Source organism: Streptomyces sp. NBC_00019 (assembly GCF_045041015.1).
Lineage (GTDB): Bacteria > Actinomycetota > Actinomycetes > Streptomycetales > Streptomycetaceae > Streptomyces.
Genome location: NZ_CP108302.1, coordinates 2,251,765 through 2,264,505, shown reverse-complemented (window position 1 = coordinate 2,264,505; position 12,741 = coordinate 2,251,765). Strand labels below are relative to the sequence as shown.

11 protein-coding genes are annotated in these 12,741 nt (G+C 69.5%); 5 read left to right on the top strand and 6 right to left on the bottom strand.

What is annotated here, in order from left to right; translation table 11 throughout:
- The 3 genes from secF (at position 1) to OHU89_RS10845 (ending at position 4,415) form a co-directional block, all read left to right on the top strand.
- Complete coding sequence (gene secF, locus OHU89_RS10855; protein ID WP_266894988.1) at positions 1 to 1,110, top strand: protein translocase subunit SecF; 1,110 nt, start codon at positions 1 to 3, stop codon at positions 1,108 to 1,110.
- Positions 1,107 to 1,646 (top strand): adenine phosphoribosyltransferase, encoded by a 540-nt coding sequence (locus tag OHU89_RS10850; protein WP_266894990.1) that lies wholly within the window; start codon positions 1,107 to 1,109, stop codon positions 1,644 to 1,646. Before secF ends, OHU89_RS10850 begins: the two co-directional genes overlap by 4 nt.
- A gap of 234 nt (positions 1,647 to 1,880) precedes the next feature.
- The gene (locus OHU89_RS10845; protein WP_405642001.1) at positions 1,881 to 4,415 is read left to right on the top strand and encodes a RelA/SpoT family protein; all 2,535 of its coding nucleotides are present in this window, start codon (positions 1,881 to 1,883) and stop codon (positions 4,413 to 4,415) included.
- Between the two features lie 76 nt (positions 4,416 to 4,491).
- On the opposite strand, the gene OHU89_RS10840 is transcribed toward OHU89_RS10845, so the two are convergent.
- Both OHU89_RS10840 and OHU89_RS10835 read right to left on the bottom strand, forming a co-directional pair.
- Positions 4,492 to 5,721, bottom strand: a complete 1,230-nt coding sequence (locus tag OHU89_RS10840) for a DUF349 domain-containing protein (RefSeq protein WP_405641999.1) — start codon at positions 5,719 to 5,721, stop codon at positions 4,492 to 4,494.
- Positions 5,722 to 5,856: 135 nt separating this feature from the next.
- Positions 5,857 to 6,672 carry a peptidylprolyl isomerase gene (locus OHU89_RS10835; protein WP_266894996.1) on the bottom strand — a complete coding sequence of 272 codons (816 nt, stop codon included), beginning with the start codon at positions 6,670 to 6,672 and terminating at the stop codon, positions 5,857 to 5,859.
- 180 nt (positions 6,673 to 6,852) lie between these two features.
- Here OHU89_RS10835 and OHU89_RS10830 point away from each other — a divergent pair, with 180 nt between their 5' ends.
- Both OHU89_RS10830 and hisS read left to right on the top strand, forming a co-directional pair.
- Positions 6,853 to 7,572, top strand: coding sequence for an MBL fold metallo-hydrolase (locus OHU89_RS10830; protein ID WP_405641997.1), 720 nt, complete (start codon positions 6,853 to 6,855; stop codon positions 7,570 to 7,572).
- An 11-nt stretch (positions 7,573 to 7,583) separates the two neighbouring features.
- Positions 7,584 to 8,846, top strand: a complete 1,263-nt coding sequence (gene hisS / locus OHU89_RS10825) for a histidine--tRNA ligase (protein WP_405641996.1) — start codon at positions 7,584 to 7,586, stop codon at positions 8,844 to 8,846.
- Positions 8,847 to 9,075: 229 nt separating this feature from the next.
- Here the strand turns inward: hisS and OHU89_RS10820 are convergent, their stop codons facing one another.
- Genes OHU89_RS10820 through OHU89_RS10805 form a run of 4 tightly spaced genes read right to left on the bottom strand, consistent with a single transcriptional unit; the run spans position 9,076 to position 12,600 of the window.
- On the bottom strand, positions 9,076 to 9,699 hold the full coding sequence (locus tag OHU89_RS10820) for a response regulator (RefSeq protein WP_405641994.1): 624 nt from the start codon (positions 9,697 to 9,699) through the stop codon (positions 9,076 to 9,078).
- A complete protein-coding gene (locus tag OHU89_RS10815; protein ID WP_405641992.1) occupies positions 9,696 to 10,895 on the bottom strand; it encodes a sensor histidine kinase in 1,200 nt (399 codons plus the stop codon). The genes OHU89_RS10820 and OHU89_RS10815 overlap by 4 nt, the downstream gene beginning before the upstream one ends.
- On the bottom strand, positions 10,892 to 11,737 hold the full coding sequence (locus OHU89_RS10810; RefSeq protein ID WP_405641990.1) for an ABC transporter permease: 846 nt from the start codon (positions 11,735 to 11,737) through the stop codon (positions 10,892 to 10,894). The genes OHU89_RS10815 and OHU89_RS10810 overlap by 4 nt, the downstream gene beginning before the upstream one ends.
- Positions 11,734 to 12,600, bottom strand: a complete 867-nt coding sequence (locus OHU89_RS10805; RefSeq protein WP_405641988.1) for an ABC transporter ATP-binding protein — start codon at positions 12,598 to 12,600, stop codon at positions 11,734 to 11,736. The genes OHU89_RS10810 and OHU89_RS10805 overlap by 4 nt, the downstream gene beginning before the upstream one ends.
- Positions 12,601 to 12,741 lie beyond the last annotated feature (141 nt).

Below are 12,741 nucleotides of genomic sequence, written 5' to 3'. Positions count from 1 at the left end.
ATGTCGAAACTCGGCAACCTCGGCGCCCGACTGCACCGTGGCGAGATCAGTTACGACTTCGTCGGCCACCGCAAGCTCTGGTACGGCATCTCGATCCTGATCACCATCACGGCCATCGTCGGCCTGGCGGTGCGCGGCCTGAACATGGGCATCGACTTCCAGGGCGGCGCCGTCTTCACCACCGAGAAGACCAGCATCTCGGTCTCCCAGGCCCAGGAGTACGCGGAAGAGGCCTCCGGCCACGACGCCGTCGTGCAGAAGCTCGGCAACGGCACGCTGCGCATCCAGATCGCCGGCATGGACACCACGCAGTCCGACGAGATCAAGAACAAGCTCGCGACGGACTTCAAGGTCGACCCGGAGAAGATCGCCGCCGACCTCGTCGGTCCCAGCTGGGGCGACCAGATCGCCAGCAAGGCCTGGCAGGGCCTGGCGATCTTCATGGTCCTGGTGGTGATCTATCTGGCGATCGCCTTCGAGTGGCGTATGGCCATCGCGGCGCTCGTCGCACTGATCCACGACATCACCATCACCGTCGGCATCTACGCCCTCGTCGGCTTCGAGGTCACGCCGGGCACGGTGATCGGTCTGCTGACCATCCTCGGTTACTCGCTCTACGACACGGTGGTCGTCTTCGACTCCCTCAAGGAGCAGACGAAGGACATCACCAAGCAGACCCGCTGGACCTACAGCGACATCGCCAACCGCTCGATCAACAGCACCCTGGTCCGCTCCATCAACACCACGGTGGTTGCGCTGCTGCCGGTGGCGGGCCTGCTGTTCATCGGTGGTGGCTTCCTCGGCGCGGGCACGCTCAACGACATCTCGCTGTCGCTGTTCGTCGGCCTCGCCGCCGGTGCGTACTCCTCGATCTTCATCGCCACGCCGCTCGTGGCGGACCTCAAGGAGCTCGAGCCGCAGATGAAGTCCCTCAAGAAGCGGGTCCTGGCCAAGCGCGCCCAGGCCGGCGCCGAGGACGAGCAGGCGGAGGCCCGCGGCGAGGACTCGCACGGGGACGAGCCGGAGGACGCCCACGCGGTCGTCGGCCCGCGCACCCAGCCCGCCTCGCGCACCCGGGGCCGCGGCCGACCCTCCGGGAAGCGGCGATGACCGACATCAAGGAGCTGCTGTTCAGCCGCATCCGTGACGTGGCCGACTACCCGGAGCCGGGTGTGATGTTCAAGGACATCACCCCGCTCCTGGCGGACCCGGCGGCGTTCACCGCGCTGACCGACGCGCTCGCGGAGATCGCCGGGCGCACCGGCGCGACCAAGGTCGTCGGCCTGGAGGCCCGCGGCTTCATCCTCGGCGCCCCGGTGGCCGTCCGCGCGGGCCTCGGCTTCATCCCCGTACGCAAGGCGGGCAAGCTCCCCGGAGCCACCCTCGGCCAGGCGTACGACCTGGAGTACGGCTCCGCGGAGATCGAGGTGCACGCCGAGGACCTGTCGGCCGACGACCGCGTCCTGATCGTCGACGACGTCCTGGCCACCGGCGGCACCGCCGAGGCCGCGATCCAGCTGATCCGCAGGGCCGGCGCCGAGGTCGCGGGCCTCGCGGTCCTGATGGAACTCGGCTTCCTCGCGGGCCGCCCCCGCCTGGAATCGGCCCTGGAGGGCGCTCCTCTGGAAGCGCTGCTGGTGGTCTGAGTCCGACACAGTGCTTCAGGTCTCACAAAAACGGCCGTCCCGGTAGATCCGGGGCGGCCGTTTTCGTTGCCCACAGCGGCGCCGAGCCCCCTCCGGAATGCCGGCGGCAGCCCCTCATGTTTCTCCGGTAGACGGTCCTCACATCGGCCTGAAGGCGATCCTGAGCCGCAGGATCGCTACCATGGGGTCTCCGGAGCCTGATCGGGGGACCCGGATCGCGCACGAGGAGTCCTCTTGCCAGACGAGGCCCAGCCACTGACCGCCGCCAAGCCCGAGCCTTCGGCAGGCGCCGCGGCCACGCCCGCGCCGAGCGCGAAGAACGCCGCGCAGGGCTCGGTCGAGCACGCCCAGTCCGCGCCCGTCGACAAGTCGGCCGAGCAGCCGCGCCCCAAGCCGGCCGCGCCCGAGCGCCCCGCGCCCGCGTCCACGCCCGCCGCGGTCCGCCCGCCGGCCGGCCAGCCCGCCCGCTCCGGCTCCTCCAACCGCGTCCGCGCCCGTCTGGCCCGCCTCGGCGTCCAGCGCTCCAACCCGTACAACCCGGTCCTGGAGCCGCTGCTGCGGATAGTGCGCAGCAACGACCCGAAGATCGAGACCGCGACCCTCCGCAAGATCGAGACGGCCTACCAGGTCGCCGAGCGCTGGCACCGCGGCCAGAAGCGCAAGAGCGGCGACCCGTACATCACGCACCCCCTCGCGGTGACCACCATCCTCGCCGAGCTCGGCATGGACCCCGCCACGCTCATGGCGGGCCTGCTGCACGACACCGTCGAGGACACCGAGTACGGCCTGGACCAGCTCCGCCGCGACTTCGGCGACTCGGTCGCCCTGCTCGTCGACGGCGTCACCAAGCTCGACAAGGTCAAGTTCGGCGAGGCCGCCCAGGCCGAGACCGTGCGCAAGATGGTCGTCGCCATGGCCAAGGACCCGCGCGTCCTGGTCATCAAGCTCGCCGACCGCCTGCACAACATGCGCACCATGCGCTATCTCAAGCGCGAGAAGCAGGAGAAGAAGGCGCGCGAGACCCTCGAGATCTACGCGCCACTCGCCCACCGCCTGGGCATGAACACCATCAAATGGGAACTGGAGGACCTCGCCTTCGCGATCCTCTACCCCAAGATGTACGACGAGATCGTCCGGCTCGTCGCCGAGCGCGCCCCCAAGCGCGACGAGTACCTCGCCATAGTGACCGACGAGGTGCAGCAGGACCTGCGCGCGGCCCGCATCAAGGCGACCGTCACCGGCCGCCCGAAGCACTACTACAGCGTCTACCAGAAGATGATCGTCCGCGGCCGTGACTTCGCGGAGATCTACGACCTGGTGGGCATCCGCGTCCTCGTGGACACGGTCAGGGACTGCTACGCGGCCCTGGGCACCGTCCACGCCCGCTGGAACCCGGTTCCGGGGCGGTTCAAGGACTACATCGCGATGCCCAAGTTCAACATGTACCAGTCGCTGCACACCACGGTCATCGGCCCCAACGGCAAGCCCGTCGAGCTCCAGATCCGGACCTTCGACATGCACCGCCGCGCCGAGTACGGCATCGCCGCGCACTGGAAGTACAAGCAGGAGGCCGTCGCCGGAACCTCCAAGGTGCGTTCGGACCAGCCGAGGACCACCGGCAAGGACGACCACCTCAACGACATGGCGTGGCTGCGCCAGTTGCTCGACTGGCAGAAGGAGACCGAGGACCCCGGGGAGTTCCTGGAGTCCCTGCGCTTCGACCTGTCGCGCAACGAGGTCTTCGTCTTCACCCCCAAGGGCGACGTGATAGCGCTGCCCGCGGGCGCGACACCCGTGGACTTCTCGTACGCGGTCCACACCGAGGTCGGCCACCGCACCATAGGGGCGAGGGTCAACGGCCGCCTCGTACCGCTCGAATCCACCCTGGACAACGGCGACTTGGTGGAGGTCTTCACCTCCAAGGCGGCCGGCGCGGGCCCGTCCCGCGACTGGCTCGGGTTCGTCAAGTCCCCGCGGGCCCGCAACAAGATCCGGGCCTGGTTCTCCAAGGAACGCCGCGACGAGGCGATCGAGCAGGGCAAGGACGCCATCGTCCGCGCGATGCGCAAGCAGAACCTGCCGATCCAGCGCATCCTGACCGGCGACTCCCTCGTGACGCTCGCCCACGAGATGCGCTACCCCGACATCTCCGCGCTCTACGCGGCGATCGGCGAGGGCCATGTCTCCGCGCAGAACGTCGTGCAGAAACTGGTCTCCGCGCTCGGCGGCGAGGAGGCGGCCACCGAGGAGATCGACGAGTCGGTCCCGCCGTCCCGCGGCCGTGGCCGCAAGCGCCGTTCCAGCGCCGACCCCGGCGTCGTGGTCAAGGGCGTCGACGACGTGTGGGTCAAGCTCGCCCGCTGCTGCACCCCCGTACCCGGCGACCCCATCATCGGTTTCGTCACACGCGGTAGCGGCGTATCGGTTCACCGCAGCGACTGTGTGAACGTGGACTCACTGTCCCGCGAGCCCGAGCGCATCCTCGAGGTCGAGTGGGCGCCCACCCAGTCCTCGGTCTTCCTGGTCGCCATCCAGGTCGAGGCCCTGGACCGCTCCCGGCTCCTCTCCGACGTCACCCGCGTCCTGTCCGACCAGCACGTCAACATCCTCTCCGCGGCCGTCCAGACCTCCCGCGACCGCGTCGCCACCTCCCGCTTCACCTTCGAGATGGGCGACCCGAAGCACCTCGGCCACGTCCTGAAGGCGGTACGCGGCGTGGAGGGCGTCTACGACGTCTACCGCGTGACGTCGGCGCGCGCCCGGGCGTAGGGCAGACCACGAGAAGGGCCCCGTACCGAGGTACGGGGCCCTTCTCGTGGTAGCAGCAGTCGAACCGCGCCTGGTGTCAGCCGCCGAACTCCTGCAGACCCTTCAGCGCCTGGTCCAGAAGCGCCTGGCGGCCCTCCAGCTCGCGCTCGAGCTTGTCGGCGCGGGCGTTGTTGCCCTGGGCGCGGGCCTGCTCGATCTGGCCCTGGAGCTTGGCCACGGCGTCCTGGAGCTGGCCGGTGAGACCCGCGGCACGCGCGCGTGCCTCCGGGTTCGTCCGGCGCCACTCGGTCTCCTCGGCCTCCTGGATGGCCCGCTCGACGGCGTGCATCCGGCCCTCGACCTTGGGACGCGCGTCGCGCGGGACGTGGCCGATGGCCTCCCAGCGCTCGTTGAGCTGGCGGAACGCGGACCGCGCCGCCTTGAGGTCGGTGACCGGGAGGATCTTCTCGGCCTCCCCGGCCAGCTCCTCCTTGAGCTTCAGGTTCTCCGTCTGCTCGGCGTCGCGCTCGGCGAAGACCGAGCTGCGGGCGGCGAAGAAGACGTCCTGGGCGCCGCGGAAGCGGTTCCACAGGTCGTCCTCGTGCTCGCGCTGGGCACGGCCCGCGGCCTTCCACTCCGCCATCAGCTCGCGGTAGCGGGCGGCCGTCGGACCCCAGTCGGAGGAGTTGGACAGCGCCTCGGCCTCGGAGACCAGCCGTTCCTTGGTCTTACGGGCCTCCTCGCGCTGTGCGTCGAGCGAGGCGAAGTGGGCCTTGCGACGCTTGGAGAACGCCGACCGGGCGTGCGAGAAGCGGTGCCACAGTTCGTCGTCGGACTTGCGGTCCAGCCGCGGCAGACCCTTCCAGGTGTCCACCAGGGCCCGCAGCCGCTCACCGGCCGCCCGCCACTGGTCGGACTGCGCCAGCTCCTCCGCCTCGACGACCAGCGCCTCCTTGGAGTGCCGGGCCTCGTCGGACTGCTTGGCGCGCTGCTGCTTGCGCTCCTCGCGACGCTTCTCGACCGTCTCCACGAGCTTGTCCAGACGCACCTTGAGGGCGTCCAGGTCACCGACCGCGTGGTGCGCGTCCACCTGCTCGCGAATGTGGTCGATGGCGACCTGTGCGTCCTTCGCCGACAGATCGGTGGTCTTCACTCGCTTCTCGAGGAGGCCGATCTCGACAACCAGGCCCTCGTACTTGCGCTCGAAGTAGGCCAGCGCCTCCTCAGGGGAGCCGGCCTGCCAGGAACCGACGACCTGCTCGCCGTCGGCCGTACGCACGTACACGGTCCCCGTCTCGTCGACGCGGCCCCACGGGTCGCTGCTCACAGCGCCTCCTCCACATGATGCCTGCATGGGGCTTCAGCACCCCCGGGCATCGTCCACAGTTTCGTCACGGCCAACATAGGCGACCGGCGGGTTGCCTGTCCGCATCCCGCGCGACCGAAATTTCGCTGTTGGGGGTCAGGATTTGGTGACAGTCGCCTTGTTGATCACGACCGTTGCGTTGGGAGCGCCATCGCCCGCTCCGGTGCTCTCACCCGCGGCCGCGATCTTCTTCAGGACCGTCATACCGGATTCGGAAACGGTACCGAACGGCGTGTAGCTCGGCGGCAGCTGACTGTCCTGGTAGACGAGGAAGAACTGGCTGCCTCCGGTGTGCGCCTTCCCGGTGTTCGCCATCGCGATGGTGCCCGCCGGGTAGATGTTGTCCTTGAGGCTTTTGTCCTTCAGGTTCTCGTCCGGGATCGTGTAGCCGGGACCACCGCTGCCGCTGCCCGTCGGGTCGCCGCACTGGAGCACGTAGATGCCGTTGGTGGTGAGCCGGTGGCACTTGGTGTGGTCGAAGTAGCCCTTGGCCGCGAGGAAGTCGAACGAGTTGACGGTGTGCGGGGCCGCCTTCGTCTTGAGCGCGATGTCTATGTCACCGCACGTCGTCGCCAGCTTCATCGTGTACTTCGCCGACTTGTCGATCGTCATCGACGGCTCCTTCTTCCAGGTCGCCGTCTTGACCTTGCCCTCCGCGGCCTTCTTGCACGGGTCGGCGATCGCGCTGGGCGTCGGCGACGGCGTGGCCGCGGCGGCGTCGGACTTGTCGTCGTCGCCCTTGAGGACGTCCGACGTATAGAGCGCCAGACTGCCCACCAGGATCACGCCGAGCACCGACGCGATCACGGAGTTGCGCATGCGGGCCTTGCGCCGCGCGGCCGTGCGCCGCTGCTGCTGCCGCAAGAACTTCTCCCGGGCGAGCTGCCGCTTCCGCTGTTCCTGGGTGACCACCGGGTTCTCTCCTCATGCGTCTCGTATGTCTGCTGGGACGCCTGCGTCTTGTGAGCCGACCGCGTGCGTGTGCCCCGTACCGTATATGGGTTCGCTGAGGAAACGGCAGCGCCGGTAGGCTCTGACCACAGGCGCAGCCGTTTTTTAAGCCCACCCTTATCGACACAACGAAGGACGATCGTGCTCATTGCCGGGTTCCCCGCCGGGGCCTGGGGGACGAACTGTTATCTCGTCGCCCCCGCCGCCGGTGAGGAGTGCGTGATCATCGACCCGGGCCATCAGGCCGCCCAGGGAGTCGAAGAGGCACTGAAGAAGCATCGGCTCAAGCCCGTCGCCGTCGTCCTCACCCATGGCCACATCGACCATGTGGCCTCGGTCGTCCCGGTCTGCGGAGCGCACGACGTACCCGCGTGGATCCACCCCGAGGACCGGTTCATGATGAGCGACCCGGAGAAGGCGCTCGGCCGCTCCATCGGGATGCCGCTCATGGGCGAACTGACCGTGGGGGAGCCGGACGACGTCAAGGAACTGACCGACGGCGTGAAGCTGGAACTGGCGGGACTGGAGCTCACCGTGGCGCACGCGCCCGGCCATACCAGGGGGTCGGTGACCTTCGGCCTGCCCGAGGTGGCGGACATTCCTCCGCTTCTCTTCTCGGGCGACCTGCTGTTCGCCGGCTCCATCGGACGCACCGATTTCCCCGGTGGCTCCATGGACGACATGCTCGAGTCCCTGGCCCGCGTGGTCCTGCCTCTCGACGACTCGACCGTGGTGCTGCCCGGCCACAACGAGCACACGACCATCGGCCGTGAGCGTGCCACCAACCCGTATCTGCGGCAAGTGGCCGCAGGCCGCCAGGATCACAGCGCGCATGTCGACGCTCCCCGACGAGGAATGTGACGAGACTTTCCGTGAGCACCTTCAAGGCCCCCAAGGGCACGTACGACCTCATCCCGCCGGACAGCGCGAAGTTCCTCGCGGTGCGCGAGGCGATCGCGGCTCCGCTGCGCAACTCCGGCTACGGCTACATCGAGACGCCCGGTTTCGAGAGCGTCGAGCTCTTCGCGCGCGGTGTCGGTGAGTCCACCGACATCGTGACCAAGGAGATGTACGCCTTCGAGACCAAGGGCGGCGACAAGCTGGCCCTGCGCCCCGAGGGCACGGCCTCCGTGCTGCGCGCGGCGCTGGAGGCCAACCTCCACAAGGCGGGCAACCTCCCCGTCAAGCTCTGGTACTCGGGCTCGTACTACCGCTACGAGCGCCCGCAGAAGGGCCGTTACCGCCACTTCTCCCAGGTGGGCGCCGAGGCGATCGGTGCCGAGGACCCGGCGCTGGACGCCGAGCTGATCATCCTGGCCGACCAGGCGTACCGCTCGCTGGGGCTGCGCGACTTCCGGATCCTCCTCAACAGCCTGGGCGACAAGGAGTGCCGTCCGGTGTACCGGGAGGCGCTGCAGAACTTCCTCCGGGGGCTCGACCTCGACGAGGAGACGCTGCGCCGCGCGGAGATCAACCCGCTGCGCGTCCTGGACGACAAGCGCGAGGCGGTCCAGCAGCAGCTCGGGGACGCCCCGCTCCTGCGCGACTACCTCTGCGATGCCTGCAAGGCGTACCACGAGGAGGTCCGCGAACTGATCACCGCGGCGGGCGTCGCCTTCGAGGACGACCCCAAGCTGGTGCGCGGCCTGGACTACTACACCCGGACGACCTTCGAGTTCGTCCACGACGGTCTGGGCTCGCAGTCCGCGGTGGGCGGCGGTGGCCGCTACGACGGCCTGTCCGAGATGATCGGCGGCCCCGCGCTGCCGTCGGTGGGCTGGGCGCTGGGCGTCGACCGCACCGTGCTGGCGCTGGAGGCGGAGGGCGTGGAGCTCGAACTCCCCTCCACGACCAGTGTCTTCGCGGTCCCGCTGGGCGAGGAGGCCCGTCGCGTCCTCTTCGCCAAGGTGACGGAGCTCCGGAAGGTCGGTATCGCGGCCGACTTCTCCTACGGTGCCAAGGGCCTCAAGGGCGCCATGAAGAACGCCAACCGCAGCGGCGCCCGCTACACGGTCGTCGCCGGCGAACGCGACCTCGCCGAGGGCGTCGTCCAGCTCAAGGACATGGAGTCCGGTGAGCAGACGGCGATCGGCGTGAACGAGATCGTGGCGGAGCTGGAAGCACGGCTGGGCTGAGTGTTTCTCGCCCCCGCCGCCCCTACCCGTCCCATCTCTGGGGGCTGCGCCCCCAGACCCCTGCTTCGGCCCTGAAGGGGCCTCGTCCTCAAACGCCGGGCGGGCTGGTTGGTCAGCCCTTCCGGCGTTTGAGGAGCGGGGGTCCAAGGGGGAGCCCCCGTGGGTGCGGGGTTGAAGGGGCGGCAGCCCCTGGGGATGGGAATGGGTAGGGGCGGCGGGGGCGAAGACCTCAGTCCAGCAGCCCGAACCGCATCGCACTCGTCACCGCCGCCGTCCGGTCGTCCACCCCCAACTTGCCGAAGACCCGCAGCAAGTGCGTCTTCACCGTGGACTCCCCGATGTACAGCCGTCGCCCGATCTCCGCGTTCGTGCACCCCTCCGCCACCAGCCGCAGTACAGCCGTCTCGCGCTCGGACAGATGTGGACGTTCCGGCCTGGTCCGCAGTTGGTCCACCAGGCGAGCCGCCACCGACGGCGCCAGTACGGTCTCGCCGCGCGCGGCCGCCCGTACCGCTTCCGCCAACTCCCCGCGGGGCAGGTCCTTGAGCAGGTAGCCCGCCGCTCCCGCCTCCACGGCCCGCAGGATGTCGCGGTCCGTCTCGTAGGTGGTCAGCACGATCACCCGGCAGCCCAGTCCGGCCGCGGTCATCCGCTCGATCGAGTCCACGCCCCCGCCACCGGGCATCCGCAGGTCCATCAGCACGATGTCGGGGCGGAGCTCCGCCGCCAGCGCCTCCGCCTGGGGGCCGCTGGACGCGTCGGCGACCACCTCCAGGTCCGGCTCCGCGCTCAGCATGGCCCGCAACCCCTCCCGTACGACGGGGTGGTCGTCGGCCAGGATGATCCGGATCACGATGAGCTCCTCACAGGCGGTACAGGCAGCCGGACGGTGACCGTCGTGCCGGTGCCGGGGGCGCTGTCCACCCGGGCGGTCCCGCCGACCTCGGCGGCCCGGGCGCGCAACCCCGCCAGCCCGTAGCCGTCGGTCACGGTCGAGGGGTCGAAACCGCAGCCGTCGTCCCGTACGAACACGGTCAGTGTCTCCTCGGCGTACGCCAGGGCGATCCCGACGGCCGCCGAACTCCCGGCGTGCTTACGGGCGTTCGACAACGCCTCCTGGCAGGAGCGCAGGGCCACCACCTCCGCCCCGGCAGGCGACGGCCGCACCGGTCCCGTCACCTCCAGCGTCGCCGCATGGCGGGCGGCGAGCCGACGCAGCGCGTCGGGGAGCGCGGCGCCGTCCAGGTCCACCGGTGCCGCCCCGGCGACCAGGGCGCGTGCCTCGGCGAGATTCTGCCGGGCCGTCCCCTCCATGAGCGCCAGATGCCGGCGGGCCTGCGGCACGTCGCACTCCAGCTCGGCCTCGACCGCCTGGACGAGCATCAGCAGGCTGGTGAAGCCCTGGGCGAGCGTGTCGTGGATCTCCCGGGCCATCCGCTCCCGTTCGGCCAGCGCCCCGTGCGCCGCCGACAGCCGCGACACCTCGTGCCGGCTCGCGTCCAGCTCCGCGATCAGCTCGGCCCGGTCCTGGCTCTGCTCGATGATCCGGATGATCCAACTGCCGATGGCCGCCGAGAAGACGAAGGTGACGACCGCGAACGTCGAGTTGAAGAAGACGTCCTGGTCGCTCGGCCACCACAGAAGAGCCCAGCCCACCACGGGCACGAGGTTGATGACGGCCACGGCCCCCATCGCCCACCGGACGCGCAGCGTCATGAAGCACGGCGGTACCAGCGCGAACGTCATCAGCCGTGTCTCGCCGACCAGCACCGCCGACGGCAGGAACAACGCCATCATGGCCGCCAGAAAGCCCAGCGCCCGGCGCTCGTCCGGCGGATCGCCCCGAAGGATGGGGCGGCCGACGACGACGTACAGCGGGATCAACGGTACGAGCAGCGCCGCCGCCGTGACCCGGACCGGCCACCCCGGGAAGTCCGTGCCCAGCACGAACACCAGGGTGGCCAGCCAGATCAGCGCGAAGTACGTGTCCCAGAGCCGGAACGAACGGTCCCAGGTGTACGCGCCGACGAGCCCTGCGGGGATCCTCATCCGTCGCGCCGGTTCTTCCACCGGAAGGTCAGCAGGCACAGCACCAATCCTCCGATGCACCAGGCCCCCAGGACCAGCGCGATACGGCCGAACTCCCAGCCGCCGGCCTGTTCGAGGACCTGCGCCGAGTCCGGCAGGAACACCCCGCGCAGACCCTGGCACATCCACTTCAGCGGGAACAGGGCACCGATGTTCAGCATCCAGTCGGGGATGGTGTCGATCGCGATGTACACCCCGGAGATGAACTGCAGGACCAGGAAGGGCAGTACGACCACGGAGGTCGCGCTCTTGCCGGACTTCGGGACCGAGCTGATCGCGATGCCGAGCAGGGCGCACGCCGTCAGTCCGAGGACGAAGATCCAGGTGAAGCGGAACCAGTGCGTGGCGTCCGAGGGCAGATCGACGTCGTACAGCGTCGTGCCGACGAGCAGCAGGATCGCCGTCTCCATCAGGCCGGTGACCAGAACCAGCCAGATCTTCCCGAGGAAGTACGAGGCCGGCGGCATGGGGGTGCCCCGGAGCCTGCGCAGCACCTTCTCGTCGCGCTCGATGGCGATCGAGATGCCGAGGGACTGGAAGCTCGTCGACATGATGCCGGCGGCCATCATCGCGGGGACGTAGAGCTGCGAGGCCGTGATGCCGGCGCCCTTCACGTCGTCGCTGAAGATCGACGCGAACAGGAACAGGAAGACGACCGGGAAGGCGAAGGTGAACACCACCTGGTCGCGCTGGCGGAAGAACTGCCTGAGTTCCAGGGCGCCCCGCTGGAGGCCGATGCCGAACGCGCCGGGCAGCCGCTCGGCGACCGCGTCCGCGCGTGTCCGTACGACAGTCGTGGTCATCGTGCGTCCTCCTGTCCGGTCAGCCGGAGGTAGACGTCCTCCAGCGTGGGGCGACTGACCCGCAGCCCCGGGATCTCGCCGTCGAAGCGGTGGGTGAGCTCGGCGACCGTGCGGGTCGGAGTGAGTGTCCGCTCGGTGCGCGGGGTGCCGTCCGGCTCGGTCCACGCGACGGTGGCCTCGGTGCCGTACCGGTCCCGCAGGGCGGCCGGGCGGCCCTCGGCGACGATCCGCCCCGCGGTCACCACGGCGAGGCGGTCGGCCAGGGCCTCCGCCTCCTCCAGGTAGTGCGTGGTGAGGAGGATGGTCGTGCCCTCGTCCGCCAGGGAGCGGATCAGGTCCCAGAACTGGCGTCGGGCCGCCGGGTCGAAGCCGGTCGTCGGTTCGTCCAGGAGCAGCAGCTCGGGACCGCCGATCACGCCGAGCGCCACATCGAGGCGGCGGCGCTGCCCGCCCGACAGGGCCTTGATCCGGCTGCCCGCCTTCGCCTGAAGACCCACCAGACCGATGACCTCCTCAGGGTCACGCGGCTTCGGGTAGTAGCGGGCGAAGTGCCGTACGGTCTCGCGGACCGTCAACTCCGCGGGTGCCGATTCGTCCTGCCAGACGATTCCGACATGTGAGCGCCACGCACGCGTGCCCTTCGCCGGATCCGCGCCGAGCACCCGGACCTCGCCCGCGTCCCGGCTCCGGTTGCCCTGGAGGATCTCCAACGTCGTGCTCTTGCCCGCGCCATTGGGCCCCAGCAGGCCGAACACCTCGCCCCTGCCGATGCCGAGATCGATACCGTCGACCGCGATCACGTCGCCGTACTGCTTGCGCAGCCCCCGTACGTCCACCGCGAGTTCGTTCGCGTGTGTTGTCATGCCCTCGAGCTTCGACCGGAACCGAACGCTCAGGGACGACCAGGCGTACTTCCTTATGTCCACCGAACGGTGGACACGGGCCCGTGTACGGCACAATGGCCCCTGCCCGAAGAAGGTCCAACTCCCAAGCAGACGGAATCG